This window comes from Chitinophaga sp. 01L420 (assembly GCF_056399985.1).
Window position 1 is genome coordinate 368,951 of the sequence record NZ_JBFTSK010000006.1, and the last position, 20,411, is coordinate 389,361.

The window sequence follows — 20,411 nt, forward strand, 5'->3', positions numbered from 1 at the left end:
AATTCGTAATTTGAAATTCTATTTCATCAGGGCCTCTATTTCATCGGCCGTAATCGGAATATTCTTCATCAGGTCCACATTACCTTCTGCTGTAAGCCAGATATTGTTTTCGATGCGGATACCCAGTTTTTCTTCTTCAATATAAATACCGGGTTCAATGGTCATCACTGCTCCTTCCGGAATAGGCTGATGGAAAGAAGGTCCCAGATCATGTACATCAACCCCCAGGTGGTGAGAGATGCCATGGTACAGGTATTTGCGGTATGCCGGTGTTTCAGGATCCTGGTTTTTCACTTCTTCTTCTGTGAGTAAACCCAGCTTAATAAATTCTTTTGTTGCTTCCACACCTACCATTTCATGGTATTTAGCGATGGTGATACCCGGACGCAGGATAGATTTAGCATAGTTGTGCAGATGCAGACAGGCATCATATACCTGGCGCTGACGTGGCGAAAACTTGCCGTTTACAGGTACACTACGGGTAAGATCCGCATTGTAGCCACCGTATTCTGCACCAAAGTCCATCAGGATAACTTCCCCATCTTTACATTCCTGGTTATTGGATACATAGTGCAGGGTACGGGCACGATCGCCGGAAGCGATGATAGAGCCATAGGCTTCGCCAGCAGAGCGGTTACGCAGGAATTCGTGCATAATTTCTGCATGAATTTCATGTTCCCATACACCTGGCTTGATGAACTTCAGTAAACGGCGGAAAGTCTTTTCAGTAATATCCATCGCTTCATGCATCACCTTGATTTCTTCCGGTGTTTTTATGGCACGCAGTTCTTTGAAGATAACAGCGGCACGCAGATAATTATGCAGCGGATAACGCTCCTTTGTTTCCTGTGCATAACGGTAATCTCTTACCGGTACCAGGTTTGACTTACGGTTATTTTCGTTGGTGTTCAGGTAGATGTTGGCCGCATCGTTGATCCATTGCTGTAATAATGCATCCAGGCTATCCAGCCAAACTACGGTAGACATACCGGATACGGCATATGCTTCATCTTTACGCAACCTGTGACCATCCCACTTTTCCTTTAACTCGTTAGGGCGCACCAGCACCAATACCTCACGGTATTTAGGATCCGGATTATCGGGAAACAATACCACCATCGTATCCTCCTGATCAATACCTGTCAGCCAATACAGATCTGAATTCTGCTTGAACTTATGCAAGGCGTCACCATTGGTGGGCAATTCATCATTGGAGTTGATAATAGCGATAGACTGTGGCTTCATTTTAGCCACAAAACGCTGGCGGTTCTTTACAAACAGCTGCGGATCTAAGGGCAAATTCTTCATATCTCTTAATTTCAAATGAGGTTTCAAACCTAGGTAAAATTTCGGAGGTAGAAATATTGCTCAACACTGAATCATCAAATTGGTTAATATCTGTTGTATTAAATGACAAAATCGTACTAATATTTCCTTGCAAATAGCTAATGCTATATTATCCGCTTTTTAGTTTGATAATCCTGCAATGAAATACCCGCATATTGAAGATATCGCAATAATCACCCCAAAAACGGTTACTAATTTCTAAATTTCAATGGTATAACACCGATAAAATTTGACAATATCAAAAAATCGCTAGTTTTGCTTTTACACCAAAACAATCTTGCTTTTATGCAAATGAGTAGCGTAAGGAATCCTATTGCTGACTTACGGGGACTTGGCATAGAGAACGTGGCTAACGTTTATTACCAACTTTCACCCGAAAAACTGGCGGAACAAACCATCGCCCGTAAACAAGGGGTATATGCTGACACTGGGGCCCTGGCTGTTAACACCGGTGAATATACCGGTCGCTCCCCGAAAGACAAATTCATTGTAAAAGACAACATCACAACGGACACCGTAAACTGGAACGATTTCAACCTCCCTATCTCTGAAGAAAATTTCGATCGTTTATACAGTAAAATTACCCGTTACTTCACCGGTAAAGAGGTGTGGGTACGTGATTGTTATGCCTGTGCAGATGATGATTTCAGGGTCAACATTAAAGTCATCAGTGAACTGCCCTGGTCCAGTTTATTTGCTTACAACATGTTTCTCCGTCCTTCAGAAGAAGAACTGGATTACATGCATCCCGACTGGACGGTGATTCAAGCCCCTGGCTGTTTAGCTGATCCCGCCACTGATGGCACGCGGCAGCGGAACTTCTCTGTAGTAAACTTCACTAAAAAAATAATCATCATTGGTGGCAGTGCCTACACAGGAGAAATCAAAAAAGGTATTTTCACCATTTTGAATTACGAATTACCTCATAACAAAAATGTGCTGAGCATGCATTGCTCTGCCAACATTGGCGAGAAAGGTGATACTGCTGTATTCTTTGGTTTGAGCGGCACCGGCAAAACTACCCTGAGCGCAGATCCTGCACGTAAGCTGATAGGAGATGATGAACATGGCTGGACGGATACCGGTGTGTTTAACTTTGAAGGCGGTTGTTATGCAAAATGTATTGATCTTTCTGAAGAAAAGGAACCACAGATATTTCATGCAGTGCGCGAAGGTGCCATGCTGGAAAATATCACCTTCTTCCCTGGCACTCGTACCGTGAATTATGCAGATAGTACCATTACGGAAAATACCCGTGTATCCTATCCGCTGCACTATATCGACAATGCCCAGGAACCTTCAGTAGGAGGCATTCCAAAGAATATTTTCTTCCTTACCTGCGATGCTTATGGTGTGTTACCTCCTATTTCCAGGCTGTCGCCCGGACAGGCGATGTACCAGTTTATTTCTGGCTATACCGCTAAGGTAGCAGGTACAGAAGCAGGTGTTACCGAGCCCAAATCCACTTTCAGCGCATGTTTTGGCGCACCTTTCCTACCATTGCATCCGGCACAGTATGCACAGATGCTGGGAGAAAGAATGCGTAAACACAACGTAAATATCTGGCTGATCAATACTGGCTGGACAGGCGGCGCTTATGGTACCGGCAATCGTATTAAACTCAGTTATACCCGCGCCATGATCACTGCCGTATTAAACGGACAGCTTGATAAGGCGACCTTCCATGCACATCCTGTTTTCGGATTTCAGATTCCGGATAATTGCCCGGGTGTACCAGATAGTATCCTGGATCCGCGCAATACCTGGGAAAACAAAAGTGCTTACGATGCGCAGTTAACTGATCTTGCCGGACAATTCATCCGCAACTTTGAAAAATATGCCGCAGCAGCCGACAAAGAAATACTGGATGCTGCACCAAAAATTTAAGAATAAATACCTGTGATCTGGTCTTCTTTTGTATATATCAATAAGAAGATTTATATTTATGTTTTGCCTTATAATTTCCACTGAACAATACGTAAGTTCCTGACAGGCGCAATGCCCGAGCAAAGCAAGTTCCTTTACCGGAGCTTGTTTTGCTGGACTTCGGCGACTCCCCAACGCTCTTCTCCCCAAATCAGCACTATCAAATCACAGTTTTCCTTACCTTTGCACATGCAAATTTTAGACGGTAAACTAATTTCTGAGGCTATCAAAGCCCAATTAGCCGCTCAGGTGGCTGAATTAAAGGCCGCTGGTAAAAAAGTTCCTCACCTGGCAGCCATATTGGTAGGTAATAATCCGGCAAGTGAAACATACGTAGCATCCAAAGTAAAATCATGCGCTGAATGTGGGTATAATTCTACCCTCCTTCGGTTTGATGCACAAATTTCTGAAAAACATCTGCTGGACCAGATCATTCTGTTGAATGAAAATCCGGATGTAGATGGCATTCTCGTTCAATTACCTTTACCCAAACATATCAACGAAGAACTGGTAATCAACACCATTGATCCCAGCAAAGATGTAGATGGCTTCCATCCCATGAATGTTGGTAAAATGGTAAGTGGCTTACCTGCTTTTATTCCGGCTACCCCATATGGTATTATGTTGCTGCTGGAACATTATAATATTCCTACCAAAGGCAAGCATGCCGTGGTGATAGGCCGCAGCCATATTGTTGGTACACCAATGAGCATTTTGCTGAGCCGCAACACCCATCCAGGTAACTGCACGGTTACCCTCACGCATTCGCATACACATAATCTGGCCGACATCTGCCGGCAGGCAGATATCATTATTGCTGCCATCGGTAAACCAGATTTTGTGACCGCCGACATGGTAAAGGAAGGCGCTGTTATTGTGGATGTAGGTATTAATCGTGTGGAAGACGCCAGCAAAAAGAGTGGCTTCCGCCTGAAAGGAGACGTTAAATTTGATGAAGTGGCGCCTAAATGTAGCTACATCAGCCCCGTTCCCGGTGGCGTTGGACCTATGACCATAGCCGCTTTACTCAAGAATACCTATCACGCCACCATCGGTTTGAAAGGAAGTATGAATTAAGAAAGCTTTAGCTTTTAGCAGTTAGCTTTTAGGCCTTAGCGGTTATTGTGCTTTTAGCTTTTATTAAATGTGTTACCGGTGGTAAAAAAACCGGAACTTTGTGAAGTAAGTCATGTCAGTAATAACTACAAATATTAAAATAAGTACCCTCCCGCTGATGGAGCGTTTTTACACCATTCAGGGGGAAGGCTACCACCAGGGCAGGGCAGCCTATTTTATCAGGCTGGGCGGCTGTGATGTTGGCTGCGTATGGTGCGATGTAAAAGATAGCTGGGATGCTGACAAGCATCCGCAAGTACAGGTAAATGATATCGTAACGGAAGCTGCTGCCTATCCGGGCCGCATAGCTGTGGTAACCGGTGGGGAACCACTCCTGCACAACCTGGACACCCTCACCAAATCCCTGCATAAACAAGGCTTTCAAACACATATAGAAACATCCGGCTCCTCGCCGCTCAGCGGAAGTTGGGACTGGATTACTTTATCTCCCAAAAAATTCAAAGCGCCTTTACCGGAAATCTGTAAAGTAGCCCATGAACTGAAAGTAGTCATCTTCAACAAAACAGATTTTGCCTGGGCAGAGAAATATGCTGCCTTGGCCGGCAAACACTGTAAACTGTACCTGCAACCTGAATGGGAACGCAGCGCGGAAATGACACCACTTATTACGGAGTATATCAAAGATAACCCGCAGTGGACCATGTCCCTGCAGATCCATAAATATATTAATGTACCGTAGAACAGCTTTTAGCCATTAGCTTTTAGCTTTTAGTAAAAATGCAGCGAACACCTCCGCTGCATTTTTACTAAAAGCTAAAAGCTAATGGCTAAAAGCTATTCTATTTTTCGATAGAATTTCGTTAATTACATAGCGAATACATTCTATGAAAAAAACCTTCCTGTTAATACTGGGCTGCCTGTTGGGCATCGGGATGCAAATGCAGGCCCAGACAGTTACCTATGAAACTGCTCCTAAAAAAGCAAAAGCCAGCTTCGACCGTGCAATAGACGCCGTAAGAATTTATCAGACACAAACAGCCATCACTTTTCTGCAGGAAGCCATCAAAGCCGCACCTAACTTTACAGATGCATATGGACAAATGGGATTGTGCTATGTAGAACTGAAAGATTATGCGGCCGCCGTCACTGCTTTTGAAAAATTAAAGCAACTGGACAGCAGCGGCCTGCGCCCTGTATCTGTAGCCTACTCCCGCGCAATGGCAGGTACCGGAAATTTCGTAGGTGCATTACAGTTAATCACACAATATCTTTCCAATATAAAATCTAAAAGTCCTAACGCAGAAAAGCTGAAAGCGAATTATGAATTTGCAGTAAACAACAGCCGTCAGACCGTTCCTTTTCATCCGGAAAATCTGGGTGATCCGGTGAATAGCAAAGATCCGGAATACTTTCCCTCCCTTACCATTGATAGTAAAACATTGATCTTCACCAGGCGCGTAAATGGCCGTAATGAAGATTTTTATATTACGTACCGGGACAACAATAAATGGTCAACGGCACAAAACATGGGTGAACCTGTAAACTCCTCTTTCAATGAAGGCGCACAAAACATTTCACAAGATGGTACCATGCTGGTATTCACAGGCTGCGAATTTCCAGAAGGCAAAGGCAGCTGCGATCTGTATTACTCGGAAAAAACGGCTCAGGGATGGACCGCCCCAAAGAATTTTGGATCGCCCGTCAACACACGTGACTGGGAATCACAACCCAGTCTCAGCACCGACAAACAAACACTTTATTTTGCACGTGAAACATCAGATAATGGTGCAGATATATTTGTAACCAGCCGGCAGCCAAACGGACAATGGAGCATTCCTCAACGTTTGGGACCTAATATTAACACCGCTGGCAGGGAAACTACTCCCTTTATTCACGCGGACGGACAAACGCTTTACTTTGCCTCCAATGGTCATCCTGGCTATGGCGGACTCGATATTTTCTATTCCCGGCGGCAACCGGACGGCAGCTGGGGACCAGCTACCAACCTCGGTTACCCCATCAATACCATAGATGAAGATGCATCCCTGGTAGTAGAAGCCGATGGTAAAACCGCCTATTTCGCATCTGATCGTTCCGACACCCGTGGCGCCCTGGATATCTACCGGTTTGAACTATATCCGGAAGCCCGCCCGCTGCAAACGTTATATGTAAAAGGCTATGTGTATGATACCCTCACGCACACCCGTTTAGCCACCAGCATTGATATAATAGACCTGCAGGGCGGCTATAGCATTGCCACCGTAAAAACCAATGACAACGGTGACTACCTGGCGCCCTTACCGGTAGGAAAAGATTACGCCATGCACGTGAACAGAAAAGGCTATCTCTTTTACTCCGATAATTTTTCGCTGAAAGATCATAATCCCGGTGTGCCATTCGAAAAAAATATTCCACTGCAACCGCTGGCTGCCAATGCCAGTATTGTACTGCACAATATTTTCTTCGACAGCAAACAATACACACTGAAACCTGCATCCGTTACAGAGCTGAATAAACTGGTCAGCTTACTTCAGGATAATCCAACCATTAAAATTGAAATTGACGGCTATACCGACAACGTAGGCACAGATAAAGACAACCAGGTGCTGTCTGAAAACCGCGCTAAATCAGTCGTTAAATACTTAACCGAGAAAGGTATTGCTGCTGCACGTCTTGCTGCAAAAGGCTATGGCGAAAGTGATCCGATTGCCACAAATGATACCGAAGAGGGAAGAGCAGAGAACAGACGTACGGTATTCAGGATCATCAGCTTGTAATCATTCAAATCATCATCCGTTATGAATGCATCAGAATTCTTAACCGCCACCTCACTTGATAACTACCTATCACGGCTACACGAAACTACGGTACCTGAATGGGGAAAAATGAATGCGGTGCAAATGCTCGAACACCTGGGTTTGGCTATGGCATTTTCCTGCAACAAGCATGAAACGTTAGCTATTTTAACACCACCTGAAAAAATAGAACGATACAAACAATTTCTGTATAGTGAAATGGAAATGCAGCGCAGTCTGCCTTCACCCTTACAGGGCGATGTACCACCTCCGCCTCATTCAGATAATCTGATGATGGCCAGGCAATACCTGCTCGATGAAATCAGTGATTTTGATACATATTTCCAGCAGCATCCAACGGAAAAAACGGTGCATCATATATTTGGTATGCTGGATTATGAAGAATGGAAAGCATTTCACAGAAAACATTTTCTGCATCATTTCAGACAGTTCGGGATGTTGTAGTACCCAGGCTATCGCCACAAACGTAAAAGGCCGCAAAGCTGCATTTACCTGCTCTTTGCGGCCTTCAACATTTCCATTATTACTTAGTAATTTCTCAACCTGCTTTTCATGATAGAATCCTTCTGTTGGGTAGTGAGTTTATACTGAAAATTATACAACGCTCCTTCCCAATCGCCATACATGGGATTGGGTAACACAATGAAGCGGCTACCAAAGCTGGCAGCAGATTGCAGTGCCGCATTATTTCTTTCATCTACCGGTTTTTTATCGAAGATCGCAGCAAAATCACCGAGGTTATCCCCAAACAACATCACGATCTCATATTGCTGTAACACCTGTTGTCTGCGGGGTTCTTTACCAGAGGTGGTTGTTTTCAGCAGCAGGTGCTGGTCATCTGCATCTGGAAACTGATAGCGCTGCAGGTTTTGGAGGGTAACGGCTCTCTCACTTTCTGCGCGGTTAGTGATGTAAAATACTTTTACACCTTTGGAAGCAGCATATTTAAAAAATGCCGGGGCGCCGGGAACCGTGTCTGCAGCAACTTTCGCGGTCCATTCCATCCAGCTTTTATCATCGTATGTTTTACCGGCCAATGCCTGGTGTACAGAGTAAGGACTGTTATCCAGTACCGTTTCATCTATGTCTGTTACTACAGCCAGCGGTTTGCTGCCTTTAGTGGAGAGGTATTGATCCAGTCTTAATGCTGCCAACTGATACGCCTGCAGGCACAGGGCTTTATATTCACCGGATTGTTGCTGCCACAAAGCAGCCCATGCCGGACCGCCCGGTATCAGTGCAGTAGCGGTACTTTTTTCTGTTACCGGTTGGGTGGTTTTACAGGCAAACAACCCGATCATCAGTACTACTGTCAATAGCCATTTTATCTTCATAAAAATTATCCGTTAGTGGCTGCAAAAATAAATCATGTGGCCGACAAAAAGTGCCATGAGAAAATTGTAAATTATGCGGAAATATTGTTTGTTATGCCCCAGGAATTAATGTATCAGATCGCATTAACCCGGATTGATCGCCCATAAAACCGCCTTAAAAGAGCAAACGCCTACTATTGGCGTGCTGGCACATGGACTGGACCGGATATATCCCCTTGCGCATAAGCAAATGGCCGTGGAAATGCTGGAGCAGGGCGGTTTGCTGACCGACTATATGAGCCAGACCCTGCCGGATAAACAAAATTTCCCTAAGCGCAACCGGATTGTGGCCGGCATCAGTGATGCCACTATTGTGATAGAAAGCGGGGTGAGGGGTGGTTCACTCATCACAGCCGATCTGGCCAACGGCTATAACCGGGATGTGATGTGTATTCCGGGCAGGCTGAATGATCCACAGTCAGCGGGCTGTAACTACCTGATCAAACAAAACAAAGCCGCACTGCTCACGGATGCTGCCGATGTACTGGAACTGATGGGCTGGCAGGAAAACGCGCGTCCGTCTGTTTCCGGCGTAGTGCAACCAGGGCTGTTTCCGGAGTTAACAGCCGATGAGCAGCTGATTATGTCACTTTTCCGGGAAAAGTCACGGCGGCACCTGGAAGAATTGTACCTGCAAACCCGTTTATCAGGCAGCCAGGTAGCTACCGCAGTGTTCAACCTGGAGATGCAAAGTGTACTCCGCAGCCTCCCGGGCCAGCTCTACGAGCTGATTTGAGGGCTGTTTGTTAATGATTTATTAACAAGTAACACAAGAGGGCTACAGGCGATTATTTTATTTATTCCGTAATTAAGTGTACATTTGCGTGCAATTATTTTTTAACTGATTAATAGTTGCATCATGCCTGCGGGAAAATCTAAACCCAAATTTGTAGCTGACGGACTTACATTCGATGATGTGCTCCTGGTACCGGCCTACTCTGAAGTTCTGCCTAAAGAAGTAAATCTCTCTACGCAATTAACAAAAAACATACGTCTGAATATACCAATGGTATCTGCAGCGATGGATACTGTTACTGAAGCCACGCTGGCTATTGCATTGGCGAGAGAAGGCGGAATAGGTATTCTCCACAAGAACATGAGCATCGAACGACAAGCCGAAATGGTGAGACGCGTTAAGCGTAGCGAAAGCGGTATGATCATAGATCCCGTTACACTGAAAGTTGACGCCACCATCGGTGAAGCGTTAAGACTGATGAAGGAAAACGGTATCGGTGGTATTCCCATTATCGATGATAACAACAAGCTGGTAGGTATCCTCACCAACAGGGACTTACGGTTTGAAAAGAATAAAAAACGCCTTGTAAAAGAGGTAATGACCAGTGAAAACCTGATCACTGCACCAGAAGGCACTGACCTGAAAAAGGCAGAAAAAATTCTCCAGCATTATAAAATCGAAAAATTACCGGTAGTTAACAAACAGGGTAAACTGGCAGGGCTGATCACTTACCGTGATATTCTGCAGTTAACCAGCTATCCTAACGCTGTAAAGGACGAATTCGGCCGTTTACTCGTAGGCGCTGCACTCGGTATCACTGCAGATCTGCTGGATCGTACACAGGCACTCGTGAATGTAGGTGTGGATGTAGTTTGCCTGGATAGCTCCCATGGTCATTCTATTGCGGTATTAAACAACCTCAAAAAATTAAAGAAAGCGTTCCCTAAACTGCAGGTGATTGCTGGTAACGTAGCTACTGCAGAAGGTGCACTGGCATTGGCACAGGCAGGTGCAGATGCAGTGAAAGTAGGGGTAGGACCTGGTTCTATCTGTACCACCCGTATTGTAACAGGCGCAGGTTTCCCACAGCTATCTGCTGTAATGGAAGCTGCTGACGCACTGAAAAAACTGGGTATCCCGGTAATTGCAGATGGTGGTATCCGTTATACCGGTGATATGGTAAAAGCCCTCGCAGCAGGTGCATCTACCATCATGGCAGGATCTATCTTTGCAGGTGTGGAAGAAAGCCCCGGAGAAACTATTATTTACGAAGGACGTAAATTTAAATCCTATCGTGGTATGGGTTCTATTGAAGCCATGCAGGAAGGTAGTAAAGACCGTTACTTCCAGGATGAAGATGATATTAAGAAACTGGTACCGGAAGGTATTGTGGGCCGCGTTCCATACAAAGGCATGCTCGCTGAAATAGTGCAGCAATTTGTAGGTGGCTTACGGGCTGGTATGGGTCTTACCGGTTCCAAAGATATCAAAGCATTACAGGGTGCACAGTTTGTAAAAATTACAGCGGCTACTGTAAAAGAAAACCACCCGCATGATGTGGTAATCACCAAGGAAGCACCTAACTATAGCAGATAATCACAAAAAGATAACAGAACGCCTGGCCTGAAAGTGCCGGGCGTTTTTGTTTTCAGTAATTCCGCACTTATCTTCGTTCCTATCCGTAAATAGAAATTCATCATTATAAAATGAAGAAGCCTTACCTGCTGTTAAGCATTCTGAGTGGTTTAATATTCTGGCTTGCCTGGCCTACTATGCCGCTTACGCCGCTTATTTTCATTGCATTTACCCCATTGTTGTATATCAGCGAAAAAGTGCAGCATCGCTGGAAATATTTCGGTCTTGTGTTCAGCACCTTCCTGGTATGGAACGTAGCTTCTACCTGGTGGGTAGGCAATACTACCCTGCCCATGAGTGGCGTATTCGCCAATTGCTTCAATGCATTACTCATGAGCATTCCCTGGCTGGGCTTTAAAAATACCCGTAGAAAATTACCTGAGCCCGTAGCTTACTTTGCCCTAATCGTATATTGGTTAACGTTTGAATATATTCATCAGACCTGGGAGTTCAGTTGGCCCTGGTTGGTATTGGGTCATGCATTTGCATTGCGTCCGGGATGGATACAATGGTACGAATATACCGGTACCAGCGGCGGCACCTTCTGGGTACTCTGCGCCAATATTCTTATCTATAACGTATGGAAACGTGCCCGCCTATACGATTTTTCATGGAAGCAGGTATTACGTGAAATCTGGAAGCCGGCAGTGGTGATTGGTTTGCCATTGATTATTTCTGCTTTTATTGCACCCACACCCGATGATCCGGCGCGGAAAACAGCCGTAGTGATTGTACAACCCAACATAGATCCCTATGATGAAAAATTCAGTGCAGGATCTGCCATGGATCAACTGGGAAAATTTTTGCGGCTAACAGAACAAAAAGCGGATAGCAATACCCGTTATATTATCTGGCCGGAAACTGCGTTGTTTCCGCAGGGCGCCTGGGAAAGTGAACTGAACTATCAACCGGAAGTAATGGCCATCCGGGAAATGCTGCGCAAATACCCTAAAGCAAAACTGATCAGCGGCGCCGCTACACTGAAGCATTATAGCAGTATAGAGGAGATCCCCGTTACCGCCAGAACACTGAATGATGGTACCCGCTGGGATGCGTATAACAGTGCCATACAGATAGATACTTCCAAAAGTATACAGGTATACCATAAATATGAACTGGTACCTGGAGCCGAACTGGTGCCCTATGTACGTTACTTATCGTTCATGCAAAACGTAGCGTTGGATTTCGGCGGTATTTCCGGCAGCTACGGCCGTATGCCCGGCGTGGAAATGTTTACCAATCCTGCAGACAGCATCAACGTTTTCCCGGTAATCTGTTATGAATCAGTATTTAGTAATTATATGGCCACGCATATTAAACCCGGGGCCAATTTATTAGTCATTATCACCAACGACGGATGGTGGGGCAATACAGAAGGTCACCGGCAGCATTTACAATATGCCCGGATTCGTGCCATTGAAACCCGTCGTTGGATAGCACGCTGCGCAAATACCGGTATATCAGCAGTTATTGATCCGGCAGGTAATATTCATCAACCGCAAGCCTACTGGCAGCAAGCTGTTTTTAAAGCAACTGTAACACCGAGGACGGGTATTACGTTCTATGTAAAAAATGGCGATCTGGTGTCGAAAGCGGCATTAATATTTTGTATCTTGTTCCTGTTACACGCTTTTATTTCACGATTTATTCCCGGTTTAAAACATGCGGAAATCAATCAATAACGGAAACATCACCTGGTTGGATGAGGGCCAGGGCGCAACGGTAGTGCTTATACATGGTTTTGCAGAGAACTCAGGACTTTGGAACATACAAACTACGCAGCTTAAAACCCAGTATCGCGTCATTATTCCGGATTTGCCGGGAACAGCAGTATCGCCGCTGTCTTCGCCACTGACTATTGAATCCATGGCGGAGTACGTATATGCGATCCTGTTAGCAGAAGATATCAGTGACGCAGTTATTATCGGCCACTCTATGGGTGGCTATATTGCACTGGCATTAGCTGAAAAATATCCTTCCATTGTAAAAGGATTGGGACTTTTTCATTCTACTGCCAAAGCAGATAGTGAAGAGAAAAAAGAAGGCAGACGAAAGTCTGTTAAGCTGATGGAACAATATGGAGCAGAAACATTTTTACGGCAAACATTGCCCAATATGTTTAGCCCTGCTACCAGAAGCACCCTGCCATCTGAGGTAGATGCATATGTGAAAATGGGTATGGAATGTCAGCTCCCGGCGCTGGTAGCGTATTATGAGGCAATGGCCGCCCGTCCGGACAGAACAGGAGTACTGAAAGGGCTTCGGGTACCGGTATTATTTATGATCGGGAAAGATGATAATGCAGTGCCGCTGGATAACGTGTTACCGCAAATAACTTTGCCGCGGATCAGCAGCATTCATATTTTTGAAAATGTGGGCCACATGGGTATGTGGGAAATAGCAACAGAGAGTAATGTGATATTGGAGCAGTTTATAGCGTTTTGTCAACTATAATCATAAAAATCGCATGTTTTGAAAAAACTACTTGCCATCCTGCTATGCATGGTGTGCGCCCTGGTGGCGCAGGCCAGTCATATTATAGGCGGACAGGTATACTATAAGTTTGTAAGCAGGAATGGCAACATGATTACCTATACGATCACCCTGAAATTATATCGTATCTGCGGTAATGGCCCCCGGATAGCCAAAATGCCCGATGCCGTTTACCTCTCTGCCTTCGACAAAAAAAATTACAGTAAGCTCGCTGATTATCAAATCACCCGCTCAGGTTTTGAGGAGAAAAACCTGGGGCAGGTAGACCCTTGCATTGTGAATCCTCCAGTGATCTGTTACCAGATAGGAACGTTTACAACCAACATTACAATACCTGCTAACGACAATGGTTACACCATCGCTTTTTCAAGTTGCTGCCGCGATCCGTTCATGCTCAATATAGTAGCTGAGCCTCTCCCCAACAGCCCGGATGTGGGCACCGGTGCAACTTATTATATTGACATCCCGGGTAAAATCGACAACGTACAAATAATAAACTCCAGTCCAACATTCAATAAGGAAGAAGCCACCCTGGTATGTGCCAGTAAAAAATTCACTTACGACTTCTCTGCATCAGATCAGGATCACGATTCCCTCGCCTATGAATTCTGTGACGCCTTCAAAGGCGGAGCACTTACGGGCGATAACAACATACCTCCTCCTGCGGAAAATCCACCTTATGAGGAAGTTTCCTACATATCGCCGTTCAGTGGTGGCAGCCCACTTGGATCAACTGTTACCATAGATCCCAAAACCGGGATCATTTCAGGCATTGCCCCCACAGCAGGTAAATATGTAGTGACTGTATGTGTAAAAGAGTTTCGTAATGGTAAACAGATAGGCACCCTGCGCAAAGATTTTCATATTAATGTGACTACCTGTGTCAAACAGGTGACCGCTTCCATGCCTGATAAATACAACGACTGCACCAGTTTAACCGTCACCTTCACCAATAACAGCACACTTGGAAAACCCTACTTCTGGGACTTTGGAGACGGCACCACACTGGCTACCAACAGTACTGCTGCATTCACGCATACTTACGCCAAAGAAGGTTTATATACAGTGAAGATGTGGGTAGATAAAAACAGTAACTGTGGTGACAGTGCTATCGCGCTCGTGTATGCGTACCCGGTATTGAAAGCGGCATTTACAGCTGCAGGCTTTTGTTCGAATAAGGAAACAAAATTTAACTCTTCCCCTACCCGCTCTGATGCCGGAGGTATTGCTTATTATAAGTGGGATTTCGGTAACGGTGACACCACCAATGTGGCGAACCCTAACTACCTGTATAAAACACCCGGAAATTATGCTGTAAAGCTGTATGTGCGCAATGATAAAGGATGCGAACAAACCATTACCAATCCGATTACTATTTACGACAAGCCTCCATTTAATGCCACGTCAGATACATTACTATGCGCCAAAGACAGTTTGCATATGTGGGCCAACAGCACATTACCAGGCAAGTTTAACTGGACACCGGACAACTACTTTATACTAAATCCCAACACGCCTGATCCTATCGTGTTTCCTCCACGTACATCCACCTATAAAGTAACTTTTGTGGATAATCAGGGATGTGTGAACGATAAAGATATATTGGTAGATGTAAGAACTACCATACATGTAAAAACAATTGCTGACAGTACGGTGTGTACAAATGATGAGATTCATTTACAAACTACCGCCGATGGTTTGTATACCTACCGCTGGACAGACCTCACCAGGAATAGCGTTATATCCTTTAATCCTGACGTGTACGTGATACCAACTCCACCCAAACAAACCTACGAAGTACAGGTGGCGCTGGGTACATGTCGTGGGGCCGATACCGTTAGTCTTAAAGTGGTAGACCCTCCTAAAGCTACCGCTGCTCCAGATACCACTGTTTGTTTTGGTGTACCCTTAACGTTGCGTGCTACCGGCGGCGCCTATTACCGCTGGTCGCCAGCCTTTTATGTGGATAACGCTTCTTCACCGGTAACTATAGCACACCCCGTAGACACCACTTTATTTACAGTAACTGTAACGGATACACTCGGATGTCCCAAGCCGGTTACTGCCAGCACGTTGGTAAGAGTAGTGCCTAAAGTGCATGCTTTTGCCGGCAACGATACCATTATTATGCTGAACACTCCATTTCAGCTAAATGCCACCGGGGGCGTACGCTATACCTGGATGCCACCAGACGGATTAAACAACCGTAGTATTTATAATCCGGTTACTACGTATAACCACGACATTACATATACCGTTACCGCCTATACGCAGGAAGGTTGTTCCGGTACCGACAATATTTTCGTCCGCTTTATTAAAGGGCCGGATATTTATATACCTAATGCATTCTCTCCCAACGGAGACGGATTAAATGATATTTTCCGCCCACTGCCGGTAGGTATTGTAACCATGGAATTTTTCCGCGTATTTGATCGCTGGGGAAAGCTGGTATACTCCACCACAGCCTATCTTCAGGGATGGGACGGAACAGTAAATGGTCAGACTGCCGGCATTGGTACCTATGTTTGGGTAGTACAAGGAAAGGATATCAACAATAATACTGTTCAACGTAAAGGCACCGTCACACTCGTAAGATAAAGTTGTCCGAAATGAACCGGATCTGCTCTTTTTTTGTTAAATTCAGAGAGCAGTATCCCCAATCATGAAGAGAGCAGTATTACTGGTATTGAGCTGCTTTTTGTTCCCTATTTTCGCAGCTGGATATCATATTATTGGTGGCGAAATTTTTTATAAGACATTAGGAATGAGCGGAGATAATACACGCTACCGTTATCTCATCACCCTCAAGTTGTACCGCGACGCAGATTTTACCTGTGGCGAGCGACAAGGTTGTATCGACAGATTCGAGAACCCTGTAACAGCTAACGTATTTACTTCCAATGGTTCCAAAGTTTTATCTTCTGTATATCTCTACATTTCTGAAACACGTCCACTCATTGATACGCTGAAAAATCCTTGCCTGGCACCACAGGCACAACACCTGGAAGTAGCCTTCTATACCGCAGTGATAGAACTGGCGCCTGTTCCCGGCGGCTATTACGTAGCGTCACAACGGTGCTGCCGCGGTGAAAACCTGAACAACATATATGATTCAGAACATGAAGGTTCTACTTATTATACCACTATTCCTGGTACAGAATCAAGACCGAATAACAACAGCGCTTATTTCAATAAGGATACATCCATTATTATTTGCAGTGCTATGCCTTTTACACTGGACTACGCTGCGTATGACGAAGATGGTGATAGTTTGACCTATAATCTTTGCAGTGCATTAACAGACGGCTCCAGCACCAATGAAAACACATCTACCACACCACCTCCCTATAATTCCACTGTACGGTATATACCACCTTATTCGGGCAGCAATCCAATGGGTGGCAGCCCGGGCATATCCATTTCTGCTCAGGGCCTGATTACCTGCAGACCCAATAAACCGGGAAAGTATGTAATAACAGTGTGCGTGAATGAGTACGATCCATTTACAAAAAAATTCCTGGGCACACATAGCAAAGACATATTGTTGACGGTATTTAACTGCCAGACCAGGATCACTGCCACTTTTCCATCAGTGCTGAATAACTGTACAGATGACCCTGCATTACACGTTCCTATCAGCAATTCCAGTGTAGCGGGTTATTCATCTACCTACTACTGGACATTTGGTGATGGCACCGATACCCTTACCGATAATAAAACGATGTTCTATCACCAGTATCCTGACACCGGTGTGTACAAAGTAAAAATGGTGGTGAACCCCGGACTCTCCTGCACAGATAGCGCAGTGGGTACCATCAACAACTACCCGGGACTGAAAGCCGGATTTACCTCCACAGGAATCTGCAAAGGTGATCTTATTCAGTTCAATGATACGTCCTCATACCAGTATGGAAATATTACTTCCCATGTATGGGATTTCGGTACTACAGATAGTGTTGTTACGCCCGGCATACAACGATCGCTCCAACATACCTTTACTAAAGGTGACGTATATACGATTTCACTGACCCTGCAGACCGATAAACAGTGCGAAAAAACCGTCACAAAAAACATACGGATATACGAAGTCAATCCATTTGCAGGACACGATACCATACTAGCCAGGGGGCAGCCACTCGTAATGCAGGGTAGCGGTGGTGATTTTTATTCGTGGACACCTTCAGACGGATTGACCAATCCTAACATCGCGAATCCGGTACTCAACTATAACCGCGACATTGCTTTTAAACTTCGTGTATCCAATCAGCAGGGATGTTTTGGGTATGCAACAGTGACCGTAAAATATTATACAGGACCGGAAATGTATGTGCCAAACGCCTTTACCCCTAATGGTGACGGGCAAAATGATCATTTCCGGTTTATCCCCGTAGGTATCACCACCTACAAATTCTTCCGCATATATAACCGGTGGGGAGTGGAAATTTATGCATCCACAGATTTCCGTACCGGATGGGATGGTACTTTCAGGGGCGCTCCGGCTCCTGTGGACACGTATATCTGGATACTACAGGGAACAGATTTTACGGGTAAAGAAATCATGAGAAAAGGAACAGTAACGTTGATCCGCTGATCCTTTGTAAATTGCATAAAAAATTACATCTCATGGGTATTGTTCTTATCACCGGAGCGACTGCCGGTTTTGGCCAGGCATGTGCAACTACGTATGCCGGTAAAGGTTATGATGTGATTATAACCGGACGGCGGAAAGAAAGACTGGATGCATTTCAAACACAACTCACACAGGAATTTGGTGTAAATGTTCTGGCATTAAATTTTGATGTAAGAAATGAGGCGGAAGTAAAAGCCGTTTTAGGCAATATTCCGGAAGAATGGAGGAAAATTGATATCCTCGTAAATAATGCGGGCCTTGCAGCCGGATTAAGCACCATTGACGAAGGTAGTACCGATGACTGGGATGCCATGATAGATACCAACGTTAAAGGGCTGTTGTACGTGTCCCGTACCGTTATTCCGTGGATGCGTTCCCGTACTACCGGCCATATCATCAATATTGGCTCTACTGCCGCCAAACTGGTATATGCCAAAGGCAATGTTTACTGTGCTACCAAAGCCGCTGTAGACGCTATTTCCCAGGGTATGCGGATTGATTTGCTCCCTTATCGTATAAAAGTAACCGCCGTTCACCCCGGTGCTGCAGAAACAGAATTTTCGCTGGTAAGGTTTAAAGGAGATGAAGAAAAGGCGAAAGAAGTGTATAAAGGCTTTATTCCATTAACACCGCAGGATGTAGCAGACGTGGTATACTATTGCACCTCCCTGCCACCGCACGTTTGTATTAATGATCTGGTAATGACACCTTTGCAACAAGCCAATGCTTATTACATAGATAAAAAATAACACATAGATGTGATTTGATGTTGCGACAGGAGTTATTATATTTGGAAACATTTATATATTTTTTGCACACATATAGCTATAGCAGCAAAAAATTTATGCCAATGCGACTAAACTAACTGACTATCCAAACATTGAAAACCATATCCCTATGCTTACATTTATCACTATGTACTTGTTACGTCTGTACTATCCCGCGTGGAAAGAAGGATGGCGCCTTTACTTTGGCAGCTCCCGTAAAGGTAACTACGGTCGTTGGGCATCGCGTAAAGATTGGGCCGGACAAAAAGGCTTTTCTTTGGGTTACAGCTGAGAATTTTTTAGAATTTGGGATGTAGATATTTTTCAATAACTCATCGTTGCTGAAAATCATCTACATCCCAATTTATTTTCAGTCAGGATCCCCCCTGATAAAGCCTACTGAACATTTAACCTGGTTACCACCACTTCACTCCTGTTTCCACTGCGTTTTTTATAAGCCAGCAGTGCTTTATCCTCCCCCACCGCACTGATCACCGGAAAATTTGCATAACTGCTGTCAGCCGTAAGGAGACCTGCCGTTATTGTTTTACCATCGGCCGATTTGTATTGAAAGCCCACCCTGCTGTTAAAATCATTTTTCCATTTTACAGGTTCATCCCATACTACCAGGAGCTGATCATTTATGGTCGTCATCTGCGGATGTTTTGCCATCGGCGCTTTGCTGAGAGACTCCTTTTGCGTATAGGTTTGGCCGTTATCTGCAGAGCGGCAATAAAACGCTCCCTGTCCACCGCCCATGGTGAACCAGGCGAAATGCAATCCGGTACTATTGGCGGTCAGCGTTGGCCCAGTATGCGGGCAACCATTCACTACCCAGTTATCCGCACTGATGCGTACCGGCGTAGAAAACGATTTACCTCCATCGGTAGATACCTGGTGTACCATATCACGAATAGAATCGTTGATGATATCCCGGTAGGCAAGATGAATATTGCCATTATCAGCTACATACATTTTGGTACGGCAACACTGGCAAATGGTAGTCGCTACCGGCATCGCAGATTGAAAACCACTTTGCCCGCTTGTCACTGCAAAATAAAGCGTTGAACCTTCCGCGTTAGTTTGCTTCCTGTTATCCAGCCAGATAGCTGCAGCCTCTCCTGCCGGCAATAAAGCCATATCAAAATAACGCTGATCATACCCCGCAGTATCCGTTACCAGCGGCACTGCTGTCTGCCAGGTTTTGCCATGATCAAACGACTGTGTATACATAACTTTACCTGCATACTTGTTACGCGGATCATTCGCCTCTACCCCAAACAGCGCAATGACAGTGCCGCCCGGTTTAAACAACAGCTTCGGCAGGTTTTCATCATGCGGAAAAACACCGGTGGTAGCCGGAATAACAACCGGTTCAGAAAACGTATGCCCGTTATCGTTAGATACAGCATAGTACATCAGCCCCGTGTCTGCACTACTATCTTTTTCCACCCAGCTAATCACCGGGTGGCCATCTGTATCTTTCGTCATAAAAGGACAGGAAGCATCCTTTCCTGCGTGTGATACTACTACCGGTCCTTCCGGCTGTATCCCACTGCGATGGCAGGATAGCGTCAACAACAACAATATCGCGGCTGCAATTGGTTTCAT

The 20,411-nt window shown here is 45.1% G+C and carries 16 protein-coding genes; 13 read left to right on the forward strand and 3 right to left on the reverse strand.

The window, feature by feature from the left end; all coding sequences use genetic code 11:
- Window positions 1-18: 18 nt before the first annotated feature.
- A complete protein-coding gene (locus AC1DP6_RS08930; RefSeq protein ID WP_477054517.1) occupies window positions 19-1,308 on the reverse strand; it encodes an aminopeptidase P N-terminal domain-containing protein in 1,290 nt (429 codons plus the stop codon).
- Between the two features lie 324 nt (window positions 1,309-1,632).
- Here AC1DP6_RS08930 and pckA point away from each other — a divergent pair, with 324 nt between their 5' ends.
- From pckA to AC1DP6_RS08955, 5 genes are all read left to right on the forward strand, one after another.
- Complete coding sequence (gene pckA, locus AC1DP6_RS08935; RefSeq protein ID WP_477054518.1) at window positions 1,633-3,234, forward strand: phosphoenolpyruvate carboxykinase (ATP); 1,602 nt, start codon at window positions 1,633-1,635, stop codon at window positions 3,232-3,234.
- Window positions 3,235-3,462: 228 nt separating this feature from the next.
- Complete coding sequence (gene folD, locus AC1DP6_RS08940; protein WP_477054519.1) at window positions 3,463-4,350, forward strand: bifunctional methylenetetrahydrofolate dehydrogenase/methenyltetrahydrofolate cyclohydrolase FolD; 888 nt, start codon at window positions 3,463-3,465, stop codon at window positions 4,348-4,350.
- 112 nt (window positions 4,351-4,462) lie between these two features.
- Window positions 4,463-5,089, forward strand: coding sequence for a 7-carboxy-7-deazaguanine synthase QueE (locus AC1DP6_RS08945; protein WP_477054520.1), 627 nt, complete (start codon window positions 4,463-4,465; stop codon window positions 5,087-5,089).
- Window positions 5,090-5,234: 145 nt separating this feature from the next.
- Complete coding sequence (locus tag AC1DP6_RS08950) at window positions 5,235-7,127, forward strand: OmpA family protein (protein WP_477054521.1); 1,893 nt, start codon at window positions 5,235-5,237, stop codon at window positions 7,125-7,127.
- 21 nt (window positions 7,128-7,148) lie between these two features.
- Window positions 7,149-7,610 carry a DUF1569 domain-containing protein gene (locus AC1DP6_RS08955; RefSeq protein ID WP_477054522.1) on the forward strand — a complete coding sequence of 154 codons (462 nt, stop codon included), beginning with the start codon at window positions 7,149-7,151 and terminating at the stop codon, window positions 7,608-7,610.
- 83 nt (window positions 7,611-7,693) lie between these two features.
- On the opposite strand, the gene AC1DP6_RS08960 is transcribed toward AC1DP6_RS08955, so the two are convergent.
- Window positions 7,694-8,500 carry a 5'-nucleotidase, lipoprotein e(P4) family gene (locus AC1DP6_RS08960; RefSeq protein ID WP_477054523.1) on the reverse strand — a complete coding sequence of 269 codons (807 nt, stop codon included), beginning with the start codon at window positions 8,498-8,500 and terminating at the stop codon, window positions 7,694-7,696.
- A 133-nt stretch (window positions 8,501-8,633) separates the two neighbouring features.
- Between AC1DP6_RS08960 and AC1DP6_RS08965 the strand changes: the two genes are divergently transcribed.
- The 8 genes from AC1DP6_RS08965 to AC1DP6_RS09000 all read left to right on the forward strand — a co-directional run bounded on the left by AC1DP6_RS08965 (window position 8,634) and on the right by AC1DP6_RS09000 (window position 19,092).
- The gene (locus AC1DP6_RS08965) at window positions 8,634-9,275 is read left to right on the forward strand and encodes a DNA-processing protein DprA (protein ID WP_477054524.1); all 642 of its coding nucleotides are present in this window, start codon (window positions 8,634-8,636) and stop codon (window positions 9,273-9,275) included.
- Between the two features lie 123 nt (window positions 9,276-9,398).
- Complete coding sequence (gene guaB / locus AC1DP6_RS08970; protein WP_477054525.1) at window positions 9,399-10,871, forward strand: IMP dehydrogenase; 1,473 nt, start codon at window positions 9,399-9,401, stop codon at window positions 10,869-10,871.
- Between the two features lie 110 nt (window positions 10,872-10,981).
- Window positions 10,982-12,592, forward strand: a complete 1,611-nt coding sequence (gene lnt, locus AC1DP6_RS08975) for an apolipoprotein N-acyltransferase (protein WP_477054526.1) — start codon at window positions 10,982-10,984, stop codon at window positions 12,590-12,592.
- The gene (locus AC1DP6_RS08980; RefSeq protein ID WP_477054527.1) at window positions 12,573-13,364 is read left to right on the forward strand and encodes an alpha/beta fold hydrolase; all 792 of its coding nucleotides are present in this window, start codon (window positions 12,573-12,575) and stop codon (window positions 13,362-13,364) included. The genes lnt and AC1DP6_RS08980 overlap by 20 nt, the downstream gene beginning before the upstream one ends.
- An 18-nt stretch (window positions 13,365-13,382) precedes the next feature.
- Window positions 13,383-16,001 (forward strand): PKD domain-containing protein, encoded by a 2,619-nt coding sequence (locus tag AC1DP6_RS08985; RefSeq protein WP_477054528.1) that lies wholly within the window; start codon window positions 13,383-13,385, stop codon window positions 15,999-16,001.
- Window positions 16,002-16,065: 64 nt separating this feature from the next.
- Window positions 16,066-17,994, forward strand: coding sequence for a gliding motility-associated C-terminal domain-containing protein (locus AC1DP6_RS08990; protein ID WP_477054529.1), 1,929 nt, complete (start codon window positions 16,066-16,068; stop codon window positions 17,992-17,994).
- 32 nt (window positions 17,995-18,026) lie between these two features.
- Window positions 18,027-18,782, forward strand: a complete 756-nt coding sequence (locus AC1DP6_RS08995) for an SDR family NAD(P)-dependent oxidoreductase (RefSeq protein WP_441573658.1) — start codon at window positions 18,027-18,029, stop codon at window positions 18,780-18,782.
- Window positions 18,783-18,930: 148 nt separating this feature from the next.
- Window positions 18,931-19,092 carry a hypothetical protein gene (locus tag AC1DP6_RS09000; protein WP_477054530.1) on the forward strand — a complete coding sequence of 54 codons (162 nt, stop codon included), beginning with the start codon at window positions 18,931-18,933 and terminating at the stop codon, window positions 19,090-19,092.
- A 104-nt stretch (window positions 19,093-19,196) separates the two neighbouring features.
- On the opposite strand, the gene AC1DP6_RS09005 is transcribed toward AC1DP6_RS09000, so the two are convergent.
- Window positions 19,197-20,411, reverse strand: coding sequence for a sialidase family protein (locus AC1DP6_RS09005; protein WP_477054531.1), 1,215 nt, complete (start codon window positions 20,409-20,411; stop codon window positions 19,197-19,199).